Raw genomic sequence first — 18719 nt, forward strand, 5'->3', positions numbered from 1 at the left:
CTTAAAATGTAACACTTAAACCTGCAGACCATACTTTTGTCAATGGATAAACCGTTCCGTTGCTTCCGCCATCAATAGTTTCGGGATCAAACATTCCCGCTACACTTGAGCCGGTCCAGATATTTTCTCCGGAAACGTATACGCGTAGACGCTCCACACCAAAACGTTTGGTTGTTTCTTTCGGTAAGGTATAGCCTAGCTGAATATTTTTTATGCGGATATAGGCTGCATTTTGCAAAAAGCGCGTCTGCGTCTGTTGATTTTTGGAGGTTCCAAAAACAGGACGTGCGTAATACGCATCAAGATTTTCGCCCAATGGATTGTCTGCGGTACGGAAATAATCAAGATGATCGACCAAGCCCGTTGACCACCATTTTGAAGTTGCTCCCCAAAAATAATAGCCACCTTGCCAATAGTCGCGTTTCATGACACCTTGCATGAAAACACTAAAATCAAAATTTTTGTAATCCGCATTCAGATTCAATCCAAAGGAGTAACGCGGCGTGCTGTTTCCAATCACACGACGATCACCAGGATCGGCCTCTGTATTGCTTCCACCATCTATTTTTCCGTCGCCATTCAAATCCGCATACATGATATCGCCTGCCCCCCATTGTGTTCCTAATGCATTTTGTCCACCATTGGGCAAGCTCGCCAGATGTTGACTCATCTGTTCCTCTGTCTTTGCGATACCAAGGGTTTGATATCCCCATATTTCACCTAACTTTTGGCCTTCCCGATAGTTTGATAATGACCCTATTGCGTTTGGATAGCGTGTTACTGTTGTGGTATAATCCGACAGGAGAAACTTTGCTCCATATGCGAAACCACTGGCTGTACGGTCATTCCAGCCCAGTGTAGCTTCAAACCCTCTTGTTTTTAAGTCGGTATTATTTGTTTGAGGAACCTGGGTTCCTAATGTATTAGGCAACTGTGGAGCTGGGCCGACCATATTAAATGTTTTCCGTTCGAAGACCTCAAAAGACCCAGAAAGTCGGCTATTTAAAAAAGCAAAATCGACGCCTAAGTTTTTGGTATTGATGGATTCCCAGGTCAATAAGGCACTTACCAAGCCTGGAGCCGAAGCAGAATTTGGTCGAGCATTATTAATTAGCCAAGCGCCATTGGCTGTACCCGTTGGTTGCGTGACATAAGTCGGATACCAGACATCGGTATTTTGATTACCCAGTTCTCCGTAGGAAGCTCTTAATTTCAGCATATTAATAAATGGTGCCGACTCTGCAATAAAGTTTTCTTTGGCGATGTTCCATCCTGCAGAAACTGAAGGAAACCAGCCCCAGCGGCTATCGCTGCGGAAGCGTGATGAACCGTCATAACGCAAATTAGCTTCCAATAGGTATTTTTCTGCATAATTGTAATTCAATCGGCCGAAGAAACCCGCTGTTGCCCATTTTTGATATTCGCCAGATACAGAAGGCACTACTGCTTTTCCATTGATGTCTGTGCCGGAGGTCAGATTCAATACCGGTTGATCCGGGATAATGATTCCGTCGCGTTGCACACCGAGATTGCGATAGGCCGTGTGTTCAATCTGACCACCGACCATAACTTTAACATGATGGTCGCCCCAGCTCTTATCGTAATCAGAAAAGATATTAATGTTATAGTAGTTTTCCTTTAAACCAAATTCGTACACATTGGATGAGTTTTTATACAGATACGGATCACCATTCACGTCATGGTTGTAAAGACGCTGCGAGTCCCAATGACGAAATTGAGTTGTGGTTCTATAGTTAAAATTACCAGTTGTACGCCATCCTTTAATAGGTTCGAGGATGAGTTGTAACTGTTGGTAAATGTAATCCTTACTTGATTTATCCTGTCCGCCTTCTTTCATGGCAAGTGCAGGTGAGGGAGAACTGAACAAGTATCCATTTGGATCATACAGAGGCAGCGTTGGCCAGCCCTGTCTGCCTAAATCATCATAAAAACTATTGGTCAATGCAGCCGGACGGTTGTAGTCTTCACGCACCAATCGCGCGTTGTAATTTACCTGAAAGATGTCAGATACTTTAGAATTGATTTTAGCAGCAACAGCGTAACGGTCGTAATGATCCGTATTGAAGGCCATCAACCCTTGTTGTTTCATAATATTACCTGAAAGGTAATAAGTTGTTTTTTCGGTTCCACCATTGAGGCTTAGGTTGTGCTCCTGAGCAAAAGCCTGATCCCGATACATGACATCGAACCAATCGTTGTTGTCGTTACCATAGGCATATCCTTCAGCCCAATACAATTTATTGTTTGGATCGACTATCGTCGAATTTTTCAGGCTTCCGTTTTGATAATCCAGGATGCGCTGCAGATGCTCCGCGGAGAAATGTGGTGAACCACCTGCGTTGACTTCGGCCTGATTAAAGTATTGCGCAAATGTATAAGAATCCATCATCTTCGGCATTAATGTTGGGGCATTCATACGAAAGCTATTATTATAATTTACCGATGTACGTCCAGCCTTTCCAGATTTTGTAGTAACTAAAATAACCCCAAAGGCAGCTCTAGAGCCGTAAATTGAAGCCGCTCCAGCATCTTTTAATACAGATACGCTTTCAATATCCTGTGGATTTAGTGCCGCCAAAGACCCTTCAGAACCATCGATTAAAATCAGTGGTGCCGAAGAAGAGGTTCCGATGGTGCCCGTCCCCCGGATATTAATGGATGGATTGGTTTCCATCGTTCCCGAGTTTTGGGAAATATTTAGTCCTGGTGCCAGTCCTTGCAGTGCCTGGATCGCATTTCTTACCGGCCTATTTTCTAGTTGCTTGGCATCCACCACCGCAACCGAACCGGTCAGGTTTGTTTTTTTCTGCGAACCGAAACCGACCACCACCACTTCATCCAAAACATCTCCTTCGGAAGCATCAAGTTGCACGTTAAGCTCGTAGTTCCCTTGGCTGATCTGTTTGAGCTGACTGAATTCAAAGCGCTGTTTCGCATAACCTAGAAAGGTAAATTCTAATGCCGTGACTGTGGCAGCACTGATCGTATATTTTCCCTGTGTATCTGTTTGTGCTTGCACTGTGGAACCGATATTTTTGACGGTCACTCCGGCCAGTGGCCTATTATTTTCGGTAACCTGGCCCCGTACAGTTATTGACTGCGCATAAGTCTGCTGTAAGCTTAAAAGTAAAAAGCAGATACAACAAAGCCAGCACGGTGTGAATACTATTTTTCTTTTCATAAGTAAAACTGTTTAGTAATTAAAATATTTTGATGAAGCGTAGTACGGCAATATGAGGTAGCATTATTGCGTTTCATTGGGAATTCAAGGATCAAACAATCCACTTTTGATTGGTAAATTCATCATAATTAAACTTGGTTATTTAGCTGTTTTTGAGTTTTAGCCAGCTTACTTTTCCTACACCTATTTTTTATATGATTTGGAGCGGGTATTCAGCTAATCAGGCAAACACTCTTGGTTATTTAATATTGCCAACACCATAAAATGTCGTATTGACACTTGCAATATTATCAAAAACGTTACAACGGAAGGGGGGTAAAATCTTCTTATTTTAAGGGGCAAATTCGTCAAATCAGGCTTTTTGCCCTCAAAAAAAGCCGCATCTCCCGACGCAGCTAAACAACCTATATATTTATTTATAGTGAATGACTAAAATGAAAATTGAACTTCAAAATGCATAAAGAACATAAGATCAATTTTGTTAGCTCCGTGCCAAATACCATACCATAGGGTCCTCTAGTTCATTTATACCTTCTGAAGCGCATTATAGCCTAATTTAGGATCTGCTTCAAAAAATGAAATGTACGTATGCGAACAGTTATTATTCGAATTGTTCACATACGAACAGCACATTAGAAATGAAATAGAAGATTAGTACGCCCAGAGGCGCTCCCTGATGCGAAGCTGTACCGAACATGCCCCAAACGAAAGCCGAGCGATTCCGCATTACAAACTCATTCCCAAGGTAAACGCAACGCCTTTAGATTCCAGATCTACATTTCCGTAACCTATCCCTGTCAAAGGCATTTTAACAAAAGGTTTTACGCCAATATTAATTTTATCGTTAATTTTCTTCTCAATGGAGATCGAGAAATCGGCAACACCAAAGATATGCTGGTTCTCTCCATTCACTTCATAGACGGCACTTTTCTGAGATCCGCCATAGCTACCTCCACCTTCGTAGTCGAAGGTATATTTTTCCTTTAGCATAAAATAGCTCGAAAGTCCTGCACTGACATTGAACTTCACTTTTTTACCTTTCAAAACCGTATAACTCGCTGTCAGTGGTACATCAAGAACATCACATACAGCGCTCACATTGCTCGGCAATTGTGCCATTTCCGGTGGATTTGATGGCGCATAAAATTTATACGCTGACGTATAATTCTTTTTAGCGTAGGTAGCACCCACAGACACACGCAGTGCTTTTGTGAGGGGATAGGAATAGGCCAAACCGATATTTTCACTAAGGGAGGATTTACCTGCCCCCCGCACGCTTGTCAGATCTGGCCCGGCCAAGAAACTAACAACCGACCGCTCTCTTTCCTGCGCATTGGATCCCACACTTTCTTTAGGCTGATAAATGGCTGCCAGACGCTCCCCTGTCCCTTCAACCGGTTCTTCTCTTAAGTTGAAATGAGGCAATCTTTGATTGTTATATTCCATGGTTGGAATTGTGAATACAGTATTTAGTTTTCTTTCTTGCCCGATTATCGGATTTGCATCGGCTATCTTCTCCAAACGGATATCTTGCAGTACGATGGTTTCATTTGAAATCTGGAACACATTATTCGCACGTTTGTTCGGCTGAAATGCAATCCAATCTTGATCCCGTTTGGTTTCGTCTGGCGAATACTCCTTAGGTTGAACAGTTTTGTTCTCCGGAACCTCCTTTTCAGGCGAAATACCGGCTGTATTTATTTCACCTGGTAAATTATTGGTTTTAAATAACGCGCTATTCCAAACAAAAAAGATCGTTAAAACTGCTGCAAGTGTAGCTGCCAAGCTCGTTAAGACGACGATCTTTCGTCTCTTTACACGCCTTTCATTGTCCAATCGCGATTCTATATCTTGCCAATGTGATTCATCAAAGTCAAAGTTAGCATCACTTAAGCCCGACCTAAATAGCTCATCAACCTTATTCTTATCCTTTTCCATCATCTTTTCTCCTCCGTTTTACCAAATTTTACCCCTTGAACTTCCACCATTTCCGCCAGTCTACCACGTGCTTTATGCAGATTAGATTTTGATGTTCCAATGGCAATTCCCAGCATGCCACTAATTTCTTCGTGTCCATAACCATCGATCGCATAGAGATTGAACACTGTTCTGTAGGCAGGTGGAAGCTGCTGTACCATCGCTAATAAATCTTCATAGTTTAACTTTTGACTGATGCTATCATCCTCAATAATGGTATGCTCATACATGGATACATCTACCAAGATGCCCTGTTTAATCTTTGCCCGATAAAAATCAATTGCAGTATTTGTCATGATTTTTTTGATCCATATGGAAAAAGGCTTCTGAAAATCATATTTGTTGATATTTTTAAAAACCTTGAAAAAGCCTTCATTTAAAATACTGATAGCATCTTCCCTGTTATTAGCGTAGCGCAGACATATCCCTAAAGACATAGCGTAGTAGATGGTGTAAAGATCTTTCTGAGCCCTGCGGTCCTCATCAATACATCCTTTAATAATATGGATAGATTTTTCGTCAACTTCTGTTATCGCCACTCGATATTGCTTCTTTCTTTTGATAAATATAGTATTAAGTCTTATACGAGAGGATAATCGAAAAGGTTGCCTCCAAAAAATATTTTTTTTCAACTCAATTTCCAAGCAACCTTTTCACTGACCTGATCGTAATATCAAGACATTATTTTAAAACATACCATTATGAAATCAAACCAAAAACAAGTCAAATTAACTTTTATAGGTGGTCTATTGACCTTAACATTGTTTTCTGCATGTTCAAAAAGCGATGGTGAACCTGGCAATGTCGAAAATAAAAACAAGGGCGTGCAAATGTCTGCCAATACCCAATTTGGTAATATTCTGACCGATGCCGACGGTAAAACACTCTATTTCTTTTCGAATGATACAAAAGGAGCTTCGACCTGCAGCGGTAATTGTTTGACCACTTGGCCGGTTTATTACAGCAGTGAAACAAGCACAGACCTAAAAATTGACAAAAGCCTGATCGGTGAAATAACACGTGAAGATGGCTCGAAACAAAACACATTTAAGGGCTGGCCGCTTTACAATTATGCAGGCGATAGTCAATCCGGTCAGGTGAAAGGAGATGCTGTCAATAAAATATGGTACGTGGCCAAACCTGATTATTTACTCATGGTTGCGAATGCGCAACTTATCGGACACGATACTAAAAACTATTTAGGCGACTATACCGAAGGAACCGGAAAAACAATTTACCTGACCGATGATAAGGGCAGAACGTTGTATGCCTTTAAACCCGACAAATTCAACAAAAACAATTATACTGCTGCAGATTTCAGTAATGATGCGATCTGGCCTATCTTTCAAAAAGAGACTGGAGCTCTGCCTTCGCTTGTTCGTACGGCTGACATCGCTGTCATTACCGTCTATGGAAAGAAACAATTAACGTTCAAAGGATGGCCCTTATATTACTTCGGCCAGGATACACAGCGTGGAGATAATAAAGGGATAAGTTTCCCACGCGTTGGCGTTTGGCCAATCGTAAACGACAACTCTACCGTTGCCCCTGCTAACTAAACCAAAACTAACTATTCAAACTTATGGCACAAAATCTAAAAACCGTAAATCCTTGCCTCAGAGCACATCGTTACCTAGTCATTTTTTTCTTTACCTTAACAGTTCTCTCCTTCTCCGCCTGTACCAAAAAGCAGGCGCAAGAACTTACGAACAATCCGGATAACGGCACTGAAACTGTGACGGTACTAAATGTGTCTTACACGAATTTTTCTAAAGCACTCTTTGAAACGAAATGTAGTTCGTGCCACGCGACAGGACGTTCGGCAAGTGGACGATGGACGTTCAGTGGTTATATCTCCGTCAAAGACAATATTGCAAAGATTAATAATGCGGTACTGGTGACCAAATCCATGCCACTAGGCAGCTCACTCTCCGCAAAAGAAATAGAACTGCTGGATGCATGGATCAAAAGGAATTCACCTGAAAACTAATGTTAGGCATATGAAAAAAATCAACATGTACATAGCGCTCTTCATGATGCTCATCGCTATGACGACCTTTGCGCAGCAAAAGGCTTCTTTTGTTTCAAAAGAGACCAGCATCACCTTTTTTAGTAATGCGCCATTGGAAGACATCGAAGCCAAAAGTACCTTAGGCGCTTCGGCGATGAACCTTCAAACCGGAGATATCATCTTTCGGGTAAAAAATACATCTTTTCAATTTGACAAAAAGCTCATGCAGGAGCATTTCAATGAAAATTACATGGAAAGTGATCAATACCCCCTATCAGAATTTAAAGGCAAAGTCGACAACGCGGACAAATTAACAAAGGATGGCAGCTATACGCTGAACGTAAGAGGCACACTTCTAATCCATGGGGTTACTAAACCTTACAGTACAAAGGCAACATTTACTGTTACAGATGGCACGATAAAGGCGGTAGCAAATTTTCAGGTCAAACTTGCAGATCATAAAATTTCTATTCCTTCCATCGTTGGAAAAAAAATTGCTGAAGTAGTCAAAATCACCGTTGATGCGACCTACAAACCATAATACGAATTCATTACAAATGAGAAAAATACTACTTATACTCCTTTGCTTTCCTTTCGCAAAGTCATTTGCGCAGGAAGATCTCGATAAATTAATCCATATCGATGCACCCAAAAATGAAAAAGTCACGGCGACCTTTAAATCCAGCAATTTGATCAATCTCAAGACCACAGAAACAATTCATCGTAATGAAATGGACTTTAGAGTAGATCACCGCTTTGGCGATATCGCGGGCAGCGCGGGTGGAGGTAAAAATTTCTTTGGCCTCGATAATTCGACCGACATCCGAATAGGTTTTGATTATGGTTTATTCGATAACCTGAACATTGGAATCGCCCGCGCGAAGGGCGCAACGGCTGCTCGGCAGCTATTTGAGGGTAATGTGAAATACCGATTTATCGAACAAACGGTCGACAATAGCATACCTGTTTCCGTAGCTTTTTTTGGAAGCACTACCCTATCCGCGATGGAAGCTAGTACGGATAAGTCTTCAGCAGCAAGCTTTGAGAACTTCAATGACCGATTGAGTTATGTAACGCAGCTCATCATCGCCCGAAAATTCAGCTCAGATCTTTCGCTCGTTGTAGTTCCTTCTTATCTTCACCGAAATTATACGGCTTTTAATGATCAAAATGATGTATTCGCTATCGGTATCGGTGGGCGGGCTAAGGTTAGTAATCGAATTGCGCTAGTCGCAGACTATACATTGCCTTTCCGAAAAGCATCGAACAAGAAGTACCGTGAAGAAGTGGGTGGTCAACGTTACTATAATGCTTTGGGTGTCGGTCTAGAAATGGATACCGGAGGCCATATCTTCCACCTCAATTTTACCAATGCGACCGCAATACAAGAATCTCAGTTTATCAGCGAAACAAATAGCTCATGGGGCAAAGGGCAATTTCGCTGGGGATTTAGTATTGCGCGACGATTCAATTTTAACAAAAAATAAAAGGTATTGCGCTGTTGATGATTTGTAACGAAAACAATCCGTACAAGGCAATAGGAATTCAACAAGCATAAAAGTTCATTGAGGAAATTGTTATCAAATTAAAAAAGCGGATAACAATGCTGTTATCCGCTTTTTATCACACAATACTAAACCTACAAATCGTTCAACCACATATTTACCTCATCCTGTGTTTTACCGGTCTTCTTTTGAAGCTTACCTACCAATTCGTCTTCTTTGCCCTCAGCATACAATAGATCATCGTCGGTAAGGTCTGCATATTGTTGTTTTACCTTGCCTTTGATTTCGTTCCAACGGCCTTTCCATGTTAATTCGCTCATAATTACTTTCGTTTTATTGTTTGTTAATAGAACAGTATCGCTCCGCAAATCGTTTAGAAAATAATGTTATAAAATGTTAAACTCACAACATTCACCTGGCAAACAGGCGCTTTCTATTTTTCGCAGGACTATTTCCGATTACAATTGGCCGTCCATGCCTTGCCGTCTTTTGTATAACCAATTGTCAATTTACCGGCATCAATACGGATAAATCCCGTACCTGCTGAGCCGATATTAACTAAGACGTTATCCTTTTTTTCAAAATCTACTCCATTGAGATTAGGAATGCCATTTCCAAAAGCAAAATTATAGGTATCGCCAACTTTTGTTACAGTAACCGTTCCTTCTCCCGAGGCAACATCGTTATCATTGTTGTTCATGTCATCAAAGCCAATAGTGCCTTCATATTTTCCAACAAAAAGATCGTTATCAGCCGGATCATCATCTTTGCTACATGATGTAAAGCCTACTAATACTGTTAAAATAAGCATACCTAGTCCCAGTGTTTGAATTAATTTTTTCATACGTCGATGTGTTATTGTGAATAATTTATGTATTACAGCAGGGTAAAATTCAAACTTTGTGCCAGTCCAAATACAAGATTCGAAACATACGTATCAAAACGCCCAAGAAGAGGTATAAATACAGTCTAAGGGTATTAATACAATCCGACCAAGACGAAACGCCCAATTGAGAGTCTATAACCGTACATCGAAGATCATTCAGAAAACAAATCTCATCCACTAAGAAAAGAGGCAAAATATTTTTTAAAAAACTTGGAGCGAAAGCGCATTATCGCTAAATTCATTTATTCCAAGCCTACACTATGGAAATCAATTATGCGTCTATTGTCCGAAGATTTGAGGAATACTTTGACGTATGGAGTTCCAAAGTATACCAATATGCGCTCAACAAAACCAAATCTTCTTATCTAGCCGAAGAAACTGTGCAGCGTGTATTTATCAAACTCTGGAAAAATATGCGTGACAAAAATATTGATTCCAGCATAGAATCCCAGATATTCTGTATCACCCGAACAGTAGTGATTGATTTGGTCAAAGCAGAGTATAATCGAAAGAAACTTTTGGATCACGATCAGACAATTGTCTTGCGGCATAGTCCTCATGATGATTTTTATGCCAAACAACTTTCATCCACACTCCATGAAATTGTCGATAAATTACCAAAGAAACGCAGCTGTCCTTTACCTGTTTCAATATATGCTTCTAAACTTTTCACAAATTGTCGCCATCCATCTGTACAAATATCATAGCATTCGATTTCAGGGGATAAGCCAATATGTTCAAGTTTCAACACAATCCCGTTTTCTTTTTCTGTGATGTCCCAAACGATCGTTGTGTTAATCCATTCTTTTTGATTATTCAATTCGGGAAGGGCTATCAATGAATCTTCGACATGCCAAACAACTTTTGCATTTTCATGTAAGTCTTCCACTTGCATTACTTTGTAAATAAGATCTCCAAAGCGAATTGTAAATCTATCGTCATTCTTATTGGAAGAGCCCTCAAACATGATTGTCCACCAAAATGGTATTTCATCGGTTAGTGCTTTAAAGACCCGATCCTTTGTTACACCCAACTGGATAGTTTGACTATAATTTTCCATTGCCAATTTTTATTTTTTGAATATTAAATACGGCCTCGATTTTCCGTTATTATTAACGAATTTATAGATAGATTTTCCAATCGACCTTAGCATAAGACAAGTTTTTCTTTAGTTTTAGGGTAGTACATGACGCTTTTATAAAATTTATAGCGGATAATAGCTGTATTACTTTTATACTCCAAACAACACGTTACTAATCAAATATAAAACCGTCTATGAAGATTATGCTTCAAAAATTAGGAATATTAGGATTTCTGATCGTACTAAATCTCTCCACATAAAAGCCACGTCTCACGACGTGGCCTTAAACTAAACATATGAAACAATTGTATTTTCTGTATAGCGCTGATCATAGCGCAAAATATACTCTTTCGGTGTGCAGCCGATAATCTGTTTAAATACGCGGTTAAAATTTGTAATGCTATTGAAGCCGCAGTTGTAAGCAATAAATGAGATATTTTCCAAATGTAAATGATCTTTTCCCAATTGACTACAAACCTCATTAATTCGTATCCGGTTTAGATAACCAACTAAAGTGATTCCACAGTGTTTTTTGAAATAACGGCAGAATGCCTGTGGCGACAGGTGTGCCCTTTCTGCAACACTTTCTAAAGTAAGCCCATGTTTAAAATGTGTATTGATATAATGACAAACCTTCTCTATGCGGTTATTTTTTCCAGTGGAACCGACTACAGTCTCCATCGGTTCGGGACAGAGCGCATCTGTTCTCTTTGAAATTTGGGCTAGTGTCCGGAGCAAATAGAAGAAATGCATCATTTTATCGATCTTTTCCGATTGTTTTAATAACAGCATACGCTTAGATACCATGTCGAAATCCACCTCCGGAATCTTAAATCCCCTGGAATCCTGACTTAAAAATTGCTCCAAGGATTCAAATTCACCCAACATAAAAAGTTGTTTCAACCTCCCTTCCGGATCAAAAAAGATCGAAATGGATCTAGCGGCATCACCAGCCTTATCCTCGGATACAGATTTAAATACATGTGCTTGGTGAGCAGCGATGAAAAATATATCGTTTTCCTTAAAGGCATGGAGGGTTTCATCCACAAGCAACACACCTTTTCCTTTCGTAATCCACATTAACTGGGCTTCTTGATGACGATGCAAATGTGGATAGAACGATTCCGAGATATCCTCCTGGACAGTGATGCTTTGTCCTTTAATTACAGGAATATTAAATTGTAACGTTTTCATAGCATGTTAGTATTAGGTTACTCAACATTGGTTTTACTAAATATAGACAACAAGCGTAACATATTGAGAAATGTCAATCGCACATCTAATAAAATGTCAAAATTTGCTCATAATTGGTTAATTTTCGCACTGTGGGCATCTAAGTTTAATATAGATCTGGGTTTAATAAAGTGTGGGGAACTTACTATGCTCCCCTAATCTTTATTGTGTAATACGAGTTACCGTTGGCAGTTTTACCTGAACCTCATAAGTACCTTCCATCAATAGCTGGAATCCAAAAACAGGGTTGACATTATTAGCACTTAAGCCGTCGATTTGGGCATACTTCATGGGGATGCGATAGTAATTGAGAAAACCCCAATCTGTTCCATCTTTTCCAATTAATTTAGCAAGCGGAAAAGGTGCAACCTCAAAATCACAGATCAACGAATTATCTGTCACTTGGACTGGATTAAACTTCACATGAGATTCAAACATCGGTCGATCCCCCCGTTTGATCACTTCTCCATTTTTAGGATTGAATGCATTTCCATTTTTATCGACGATCTTTAGGATAACACGAGCGCCATCGTTTGAAATTTTTGTACAAGTCACTTTTGGGGCTGTAATTCCGGTAAAAACTTCTGCAGCGCTCGATCCACTTGCCGCTTGATAGGTTACTTTAAACATATCATCAATCGTAGGTTCTACAATCTCGATGGTTGCCAATTTAGGGAATACACGCTCTCCTCTAGGGTTGGTCATTTTGACATCAAAATTAAAACGCCCTAAAGGTAGATTGGCAGAAGCTCGATTAAAAACCAGCTGTCCACTGACTGTATTAAATTCCATCGGGGCTTTCTTTACTGTTTCTCTCTTTTTATTGAGTAGTTCGACCGTGGTATCTGTCTCGGCATTGAACACTAAACCAGGCTTAAAGGTTAGAATGTCAAATTCTTTAAAAAAGACATCCGGTGCGGGCTGACCTGTTGCTTCATCGTTTAAGTTTAACAATTCGAATGTATAGGGGGGCGTAGAACCATCTGTATTAATACGGTCAGACATCGTTAGGGACATTCCACGTTTGCAAAATATGGTATTATCTTTATATCGTATACCTTCGCTCAAAAAGCCGTTTTCAATTTTCTTGCAGCCAGAAGTCAGCGCAAAAGCAAACAGCAAGCTATATAAAATTTTTAAATTCGTTTTCATATCAGTTTCTAATCAGCCATTTTTCCGGCGTTAAAAAATAAACGATGTGTGTTTTGCAATACATGCAATACACCTGTCGTCGTCCTAATTCCCGAGGTTTGACAATCATAGGATTTATCAAGTTGATCTTTTGGAATCGCATTATAATCGGGTTCCTCAGCATCAAGAGTACCGATCACCTTTGTGAAATTGAGATAATCTACATAATCCAGATAATCGCTGTAGTCACGTGTTCTGCGCAATTTGATATTGAACCTGACATTGGGAATTGCACCAAGCTTGCTTACAAAATATTTGTTGTCAGGGCTGAGATTTTCTCGTGTGATCTTTCCATCGAATAGGTAGATCATCATCGAATCACGTAATTCTTTGACTGGGATGTTATTGATCCCGAACTGAATATTTTCGTTTCCCACCTCAATGATCCTTTGTTGTTTTTTGGCGGCTACATAATCCCGTACGCCATAATCGCTCGTTGCAAAGAACGTGACATCTGAATTCACAATATCTTTAATACCGGCACGGTCTATAATCTTAACCAACGAATCAAAGCTACCATGCTGCTTCAAAAAATCATAAGTTGTCTGGTTCACGTTGGCATCGCTCTTTCCACCATCGACTTTATAATTATCCTTCTTACATGCGAAAAGAAAAATTAATATTGACGCAAACAATCCTGTTATCTTTTTCATAATTCTTTTTTTAGTGCTTACACCTTTCCTCTCCAGTATGAGGTCTGTGTCAACTTGTTATTATTTTTGAATAGGGCTGGATTAATTGGCCAATAGAATCCTTCCTGACGGAAGCGGGACTCCGAGAGCCATGGAACAAAATTGCTGTATTGCCTTGTTCGCAATAGATCATAAAAAATATGCCCTTCGAGATAAAGTTCTTTTCCTCTTTCAATAATATATTCGTACATGACATCGTCTTTACTCGATGTATTATCCACGAAGGCAGATTCATCGGCGCCATTCCTTTTTCTAAATTCATTGATGATGTCTATTGCTTTGGAAACTTGATTTCTATAAAGTGCAATTTCGGCTTTCAACAAGCGCATATCCGCTAACCTAAAGACAATCAGATTATTGCTAACATAAGCATCTTGCTTTTGTGAGGGATTACGGTAGACAACACTTTGATATTTTACGCAAGTAGGTTTATCACTGTTTAGATCGGTAAAATTACGTCTACAACGAATATCACTATCGTCGAAGACCTGTGAAGGCATCGCCTTCCACTCCCATTGCTGCAAACTTGTATTCCAATACCAGTCCCAAACCTGGTCTATTTTATAAAAATGATTTGTCAGATAATCTGCATTGACATAACACCTCGAATTTGTTCCAGAAGTTGCCAGCTGCGCAGTTCTCAAAAACATATTGGCAATATGTTGATTGGTTCCTTCGCGTGTATTTTCACTCATTGCAATTTCAAAAATACCTTCACTCGAAAGTCCTTCGAAAGTCTTATAATAATTAGATGTGTCGGTCAATGAATACATACCATTATTTAAGATTTCATCGATGGCTTTATCTGCTTTGTCTACCGTTTCGAGATCAGGTTGGTTTGAATTGACATCACTCATTGTTGCCTTCCAAAGGTAGAAATGAGCTAACAATGCATTCACCGCGCCTTTATTGGCTGTGACTTTGGCGTTCCCAACAAGTGAATATTGCCAAGGCAACAATTCATGTGCCTGCAGTGCATCCTTCTCGATCTGCGCCATAACCTCTTTTTTGGTACTCCGTGCTAATTCTGGAGCAGAAATAGGGTCGTCGTATTCTTCCGTTACCACGGGCACGTCTCCCCACACGCGTAGCATCATAAAATAAGTGAACGCCCGTAAAAAATAAGCCTCTCCAAGCATCTCATTTTTGAACTTCGTTGGATTGGTCACATCGGTCAGTAAATCGTCCGCCACCTTAGGAACTCGATTAATAATGATATTGCTCATCGTAATCGCTTTATAGTACTTGGTCCAATCTCCAAAATTCTCTACATTGTATTGAAATGTAAAATCTCCATTTTGGATCCCTTCGAGTCCATCACCATTATATTGGATTGTAAAATAATTCTTGGCAATTGCATCGCCATACATAAAGTATCGTGGACTCGGATTCCAGTTACCCGAATTCATCACATCCCGTACCAAAGCATAGTTACCTGCCATAGCACTCCGTAAATCCCCTGAGCTTTTCCAATATGCGCCCGCGAAAGTCGAATTGACGGGTTCTTCCACCAAAAACTTTTTACATGACCCTAGCAAGAAAACCAGCATCAATAGCACCGCTAGTCTATAGTTTAAAAAAAATCTTTTCATCGTCTTAAAAAGTTAGTTCAAATCCTAATGTATATTTTCTTGGAATCGGATAACCACCACCGTTATACTCTCCATATGGGTTTACAGCCTCGGCATCCGGCAATTTTTTTGATTTTTGCCAACGGGCAACATTATCCACTATACCAAAGAATCTCACTTTGGAAATACTCCATTTCTTGCTGATCCGTTCAGGGAGGTTGTAAGAAAAAATCAGGTTCTTAAATCGCATATAGGAACCATTTTCTAAAAAGAAAGTCTGCGCAGAGGTGTAATAGTAACGATAGGTGCCGATATCATATTTTGCGTATTCGGCCTTGTCGCCGGGCTGTTTCCAGATATTGAGTTTGTCCAGATCCCGTATCGAATAGTAAGCAAAATTTGAAGTCGCATCGCCCGAAGTGGAGTTACTGAATTGATCTGATTCAAAAAGATTCAGTACATCCCTCCCAAAACCGTAGGTAAAAAACAAAGTAAGCGAAAAGTCTTTATAACTAAAGACGTTATTCCAGCCTCCGGTCCACTTAAAATTAGGATCTCCAATCGCCCTTTTATCTGGATTAATACCACTATTAAATACGTCTACAAAATAATCGCCATCTATATCTTCAAAATAAAAATCTCCGGGATTGAATGTTCCATTGGAATTTCGATAGCGTTCGCCTGTATATGGATTGACCGGAATATCGTCCAGGGTCGAGAAAACCCCCAGAGTTTTATAGAGATAAAATGCATTGATCGGGCTGCCCACCGAGAGGATATGAGATTTATCAAATCGATCGCCATCCATGACCATATCGCGGCCGCCATTTGGCAGATTCATGATCCGATTCTTGACATAGGAAATATTTAAATTGGACCGCCAGCTCAATGTGGAGCTACGTGGGAACATATCAGCAGACAATTGAATATCGACACCTGAATTGCGGATTCCTACCGAATTTGTTTTGGCGTAATCGTATCCGGACGTGACGGGAAGCATGACGTCAAATAGCCCATCATAGTTTTCCTTATTAAATACATCTACCATAGCTGTAAAACGTCCCTTGTACAATTCCATATCGACACCTAAATTCCATTGCCTATTGCGCTCCCAGCTGAGATTTTTTTGGGCAACGCCATTATTAAAGTTTGGTGTAATAGCCACTTGGCCATTATAGGAAGTTGCTCCGGAATTACCCTGATACCCCCCATTATTGACATTATAGAGATTATACTGCAAATAGTTACTTTTAGGGAGAGATCCGGTCAATCCATAACTTCCTCTAATTTTAAGTAAGGTGAATATAGGATTGTTTTTCAGAAAATCTTCTTCAGTTAAAATCCAGCCGACAGATGCGGACGGAAAATATCCCCATTTGTTGTTTTCTCCAAATCGGGACGATCCATCCGCACGGACAGCCCCTGAAAACAGGTATTTACTATCAAAATCATAGGAAAAGCGACCGAGATAGGACAGCTGTGACCACTTTTGCAAATCGGAGTTGGCACCGATGTTATTTTGCAGAAATCCTGTAACCACTTGGATCTGATCCGATACCCCCTGACTACCCCATGCGGATACATTTTGCATTTTATTTTTTTCCGCTTCCTGACCCAATAGTACATTTAAAGAGTGTTTTCCAAACTGTTTGATATAAGTTAAAAAGTTCGATATCCTGACTTGGCTATTCTCATAAGAATAAGCTGACGAATAATTACCGGCACCGCTCATCAAAGCTGATGGCCTATTATAAGCCCTATTGGCCATATCTTTGATATAGGCGGATTGGGAAGTAAAAGTTAATCCTGGTGCAATATTGAAAATCAGATTTAGATTGGTATTCAGATTAGAAGATTCATTGTTATCAAGACTACTATTATAGATACCCAAAAGGTAAGTTTTTTTTGCATCTGAAAGATTAAAAAGTGATGATGGCATACTACCGGCACTCAAGGCAATTAGGCTCACGTCACTCCCGCTTCCTCGCGCTCGCTTATTATACGAATAGGCCACAATGGGATTGATCGTTAAACGTTCATTGATTGCCTTACTGGACAAATTGAGCCTTCCAGTATAGCGTTTAAATCCGGTTGCTTTAATGATTCCCGCCTCATCGTAATAGTTCCCACTAAAACGATATGAACTAATCGCTGACCCGCCGCTAACAGAAAGATCTGCACTCTTAATCTTTCCTTTTTGGTAGAATAGATCCTGCCAATCTGTATTCCCATTGAATGCAGGGTTCAACGAATCGGTAAGCATAAAGGGCAGATTTCTGAAATCGTTGGAAGAAAGCTGATTCTTTAGTATCCTCATCTTCTGCTCACGCTCGGTTCTTCCGAGTGTCACTTCACGGAGTTCGGGCCGTTGCGTTAGACCACCATATCCGGTTAACATAAAACGCGGATCTCCGTTACGCCCTTTTTTCGTCGTGATCATGATCACCCCATTTGCTGCCCTAGAACCATAAATTGCGGCGGCAGAAGCATCTCGGAGCACATCCACAGATTCGATATCATTCGGATTCAGACCTGCTAGATAATTTGTTCCTGTTCCTGTATTCGGGCCTACAAATTGTTCCGTTGGCTGCGGAACTCCGTCAATAACATAGAGTGGATTACTAATGACATTGTAATAATCGTCATTGGAGTAATTCAGGCTAACGGCCGATGTACCACGAACAGCCAATGTCGGCGAAGCACCTGGAGCGCCAGAAAAATTCTGAACGTTGACGCCGGCCAATCTTCCCTGAAGCAACATATCAAAACTGGCTGCCGGAAGATTTTCCAGATCTTTACCCGAAATACTTGAAATCGCAGCGGTCGCTTTTTTGCGGGAGGTACTCTGGTAACCGATCACTACGGCTTCATCTAGAATACTCAATGTTTCGACCAGGGTAAAGGTCATTTTGCCTGCCTCGGGAATGGGTTGACGAGCCCGCTCGTATCCGATAAAACTTGTCTCTAAGATATCTCCGGATTTACCTGAAATCTTAAAATTCCCCTGATCATCGGTCTGTGTACTGTTGGAAGTACTCGTGTTTCTCAAAGTTACTCCGGCCAATTGTTTACCATTTTTATCACGTACGGTTCCCGTGATCTGCTGGCCCAGTGCAATTAGTGAAGTTAGAAACACAGATAAAAATAAAACTATCTTTTTCATTTGTGTTTGATTAGGTGCTCTTACTTAGGTTATTCCAAATATAAGTGCCAAACACAGGTCACATTTTCTTAATTATTACCTGTTTACAGCACTTTTTTAGCAAAAAACAAAACGAGACATCTTTTAGTCTAGCAAGACTGTTACATTTCAATCCATAGCTTGTTCACACAATTTTATATCTTTAGCGCAAGAAAAAACCGATTTAGG

16 protein-coding genes and 1 pseudogene are annotated in these 18719 nt (G+C 40.3%); 5 read left to right on the forward strand and 12 right to left on the reverse strand.

Annotated features, from left to right (window positions below):
- Window position 1: 1 nt before the first annotated feature.
- From B3297_RS20145 to B3297_RS20155, 3 genes are all read right to left on the reverse strand, one after another.
- Window positions 2-3202, reverse strand: a complete 3201-nt coding sequence (locus tag B3297_RS20145) for a SusC/RagA family TonB-linked outer membrane protein (RefSeq protein ID WP_286779364.1) — start codon at window positions 3200-3202, stop codon at window positions 2-4.
- A gap of 726 nt (window positions 3203-3928) precedes the next feature.
- Window positions 3929-5143 carry a hypothetical protein gene (locus B3297_RS20150; RefSeq protein ID WP_286779365.1) on the reverse strand — a complete coding sequence of 405 codons (1215 nt, stop codon included), beginning with the start codon at window positions 5141-5143 and terminating at the stop codon, window positions 3929-3931.
- On the reverse strand, window positions 5140-5718 hold the full coding sequence (locus B3297_RS20155) for an RNA polymerase sigma factor (RefSeq protein WP_236586116.1): 579 nt from the start codon (window positions 5716-5718) through the stop codon (window positions 5140-5142). The genes B3297_RS20150 and B3297_RS20155 overlap by 4 nt, the downstream gene beginning before the upstream one ends.
- Window positions 5719-5880: 162 nt before the next feature.
- Here B3297_RS20155 and B3297_RS20160 point away from each other — a divergent pair, with 162 nt between their 5' ends.
- Genes B3297_RS20160 through B3297_RS20175 form a run of 4 tightly spaced genes read left to right on the forward strand, consistent with a single transcriptional unit; the run spans window position 5881 to window position 8677 of the window.
- Complete coding sequence (locus B3297_RS20160; protein ID WP_070565241.1) at window positions 5881-6738, forward strand: hypothetical protein; 858 nt, start codon at window positions 5881-5883, stop codon at window positions 6736-6738.
- A 23-nt stretch (window positions 6739-6761) separates the two neighbouring features.
- Window positions 6762-7169, forward strand: coding sequence for a c-type cytochrome (locus tag B3297_RS20165; protein ID WP_070565240.1), 408 nt, complete (start codon window positions 6762-6764; stop codon window positions 7167-7169).
- Window positions 7170-7179: 10 nt separating this feature from the next.
- Window positions 7180-7731 (forward strand): YceI family protein, encoded by a 552-nt coding sequence (locus B3297_RS20170; protein ID WP_070565239.1) that lies wholly within the window; start codon window positions 7180-7182, stop codon window positions 7729-7731.
- Window positions 7732-7747: 16 nt separating this feature from the next.
- Window positions 7748-8677 carry a DUF5777 family beta-barrel protein gene (locus B3297_RS20175; RefSeq protein ID WP_286779366.1) on the forward strand — a complete coding sequence of 310 codons (930 nt, stop codon included), beginning with the start codon at window positions 7748-7750 and terminating at the stop codon, window positions 8675-8677.
- A gap of 152 nt (window positions 8678-8829) precedes the next feature.
- Here the strand turns inward: B3297_RS20175 and B3297_RS20180 are convergent, their stop codons facing one another.
- On the reverse strand, window positions 8830-9015 hold the full coding sequence (locus B3297_RS20180; protein WP_286779367.1) for a CsbD family protein: 186 nt from the start codon (window positions 9013-9015) through the stop codon (window positions 8830-8832).
- A gap of 128 nt (window positions 9016-9143) precedes the next feature.
- A complete protein-coding gene (locus B3297_RS20185; protein ID WP_070565238.1) occupies window positions 9144-9539 on the reverse strand; it encodes a hypothetical protein in 396 nt (131 codons plus the stop codon).
- Between the two features lie 302 nt (window positions 9540-9841).
- Between B3297_RS20185 and B3297_RS24910 the strand changes: the two are divergent.
- Window positions 9842-10018 (forward strand): annotated as a pseudogene (locus B3297_RS24910) (RNA polymerase sigma factor); the annotation flags it as partial.
- Here the strand turns inward: B3297_RS24910 and B3297_RS20190 are convergent.
- The 7 genes from B3297_RS20190 to B3297_RS20220 all read right to left on the reverse strand — a co-directional run bounded on the left by B3297_RS20190 (window position 9947) and on the right by B3297_RS20220 (window position 18512).
- Window positions 9947-10132, reverse strand: a complete 186-nt coding sequence (locus tag B3297_RS20190) for a hypothetical protein (protein ID WP_070565235.1) — start codon at window positions 10130-10132, stop codon at window positions 9947-9949. The pseudogene B3297_RS24910 and the gene B3297_RS20190 sit on opposite strands and share 72 nt — an antisense overlap.
- Before the next feature lie 17 nt (window positions 10133-10149).
- A complete protein-coding gene (locus B3297_RS20195) occupies window positions 10150-10641 on the reverse strand; it encodes an SRPBCC family protein (RefSeq protein WP_286779368.1) in 492 nt (163 codons plus the stop codon).
- A gap of 309 nt (window positions 10642-10950) precedes the next feature.
- Window positions 10951-11856 carry an AraC family transcriptional regulator gene (locus B3297_RS20200; protein WP_286779369.1) on the reverse strand — a complete coding sequence of 302 codons (906 nt, stop codon included), beginning with the start codon at window positions 11854-11856 and terminating at the stop codon, window positions 10951-10953.
- A gap of 201 nt (window positions 11857-12057) precedes the next feature.
- Window positions 12058-13047: a DUF5007 domain-containing protein gene (locus B3297_RS20205; RefSeq protein ID WP_070565228.1), complete on the reverse strand. Its 990-nt coding sequence runs from the start codon at window positions 13045-13047 to the stop codon at window positions 12058-12060.
- Window positions 13048-13055: 8 nt separating this feature from the next.
- Complete coding sequence (locus B3297_RS20210; RefSeq protein WP_070565225.1) at window positions 13056-13739, reverse strand: hypothetical protein; 684 nt, start codon at window positions 13737-13739, stop codon at window positions 13056-13058.
- Between the two features lie 17 nt (window positions 13740-13756).
- On the reverse strand, window positions 13757-15370 hold the full coding sequence (locus tag B3297_RS20215; RefSeq protein ID WP_046671676.1) for a RagB/SusD family nutrient uptake outer membrane protein: 1614 nt from the start codon (window positions 15368-15370) through the stop codon (window positions 13757-13759).
- A 4-nt stretch (window positions 15371-15374) separates the two neighbouring features.
- Window positions 15375-18512 (reverse strand): SusC/RagA family TonB-linked outer membrane protein, encoded by a 3138-nt coding sequence (locus B3297_RS20220; protein WP_286779370.1) that lies wholly within the window; start codon window positions 18510-18512, stop codon window positions 15375-15377.
- Window positions 18513-18719 lie beyond the last annotated feature (207 nt).

This window comes from Sphingobacterium sp. UBA3519, assembly GCF_002377215.1.
Lineage (GTDB): Bacteria > Bacteroidota > Bacteroidia > Sphingobacteriales > Sphingobacteriaceae > Sphingobacterium > Sphingobacterium multivorum.

Coding starts and splice junctions, on each gene's coding strand:
- B3297_RS20145 (WP_286779364.1), bottom strand. CDS start 3,202: ATGAAAAGAAAAATAGTATTCACACCGTGCTGGCTTTGTTGTATCTGC.
- B3297_RS20150 (WP_286779365.1), bottom strand. CDS start 5,143: ATGATGGAAAAGGATAAGAATAAGGTTGATGAGCTATTTAGGTCGGGC.
- B3297_RS20160 (WP_070565241.1), top strand. CDS start 5,881: ATGAAATCAAACCAAAAACAAGTCAAATTAACTTTTATAGGTGGTCTA.
- B3297_RS20165 (WP_070565240.1), top strand. CDS start 6,762: ATGGCACAAAATCTAAAAACCGTAAATCCTTGCCTCAGAGCACATCGT.
- B3297_RS20170 (WP_070565239.1), top strand. CDS start 7,180: ATGAAAAAAATCAACATGTACATAGCGCTCTTCATGATGCTCATCGCT.
- B3297_RS20175 (WP_286779366.1), top strand. CDS start 7,748: ATGAGAAAAATACTACTTATACTCCTTTGCTTTCCTTTCGCAAAGTCA.
- B3297_RS20180 (WP_286779367.1), bottom strand. CDS start 9,015: ATGAGCGAATTAACATGGAAAGGCCGTTGGAACGAAATCAAAGGCAAG.
- B3297_RS20185 (WP_070565238.1), bottom strand. CDS start 9,539: ATGAAAAAATTAATTCAAACACTGGGACTAGGTATGCTTATTTTAACA.
- B3297_RS20190 (WP_070565235.1), bottom strand. CDS start 10,132: ATGCCGCAAGACAATTGTCTGATCGTGATCCAAAAGTTTCTTTCGATT.
- B3297_RS20195 (WP_286779368.1), bottom strand. CDS start 10,641: ATGGAAAATTATAGTCAAACTATCCAGTTGGGTGTAACAAAGGATCGG.
- B3297_RS20200 (WP_286779369.1), bottom strand. CDS start 11,856: ATGAAAACGTTACAATTTAATATTCCTGTAATTAAAGGACAAAGCATC.
- B3297_RS20205 (WP_070565228.1), bottom strand. CDS start 13,047: ATGAAAACGAATTTAAAAATTTTATATAGCTTGCTGTTTGCTTTTGCG.
- B3297_RS20210 (WP_070565225.1), bottom strand. CDS start 13,739: ATGAAAAAGATAACAGGATTGTTTGCGTCAATATTAATTTTTCTTTTC.
- B3297_RS20215 (WP_046671676.1), bottom strand. CDS start 15,370: ATGAAAAGATTTTTTTTAAACTATAGACTAGCGGTGCTATTGATGCTG.
- B3297_RS20220 (WP_286779370.1), bottom strand. CDS start 18,512: ATGAAAAAGATAGTTTTATTTTTATCTGTGTTTCTAACTTCACTAATT.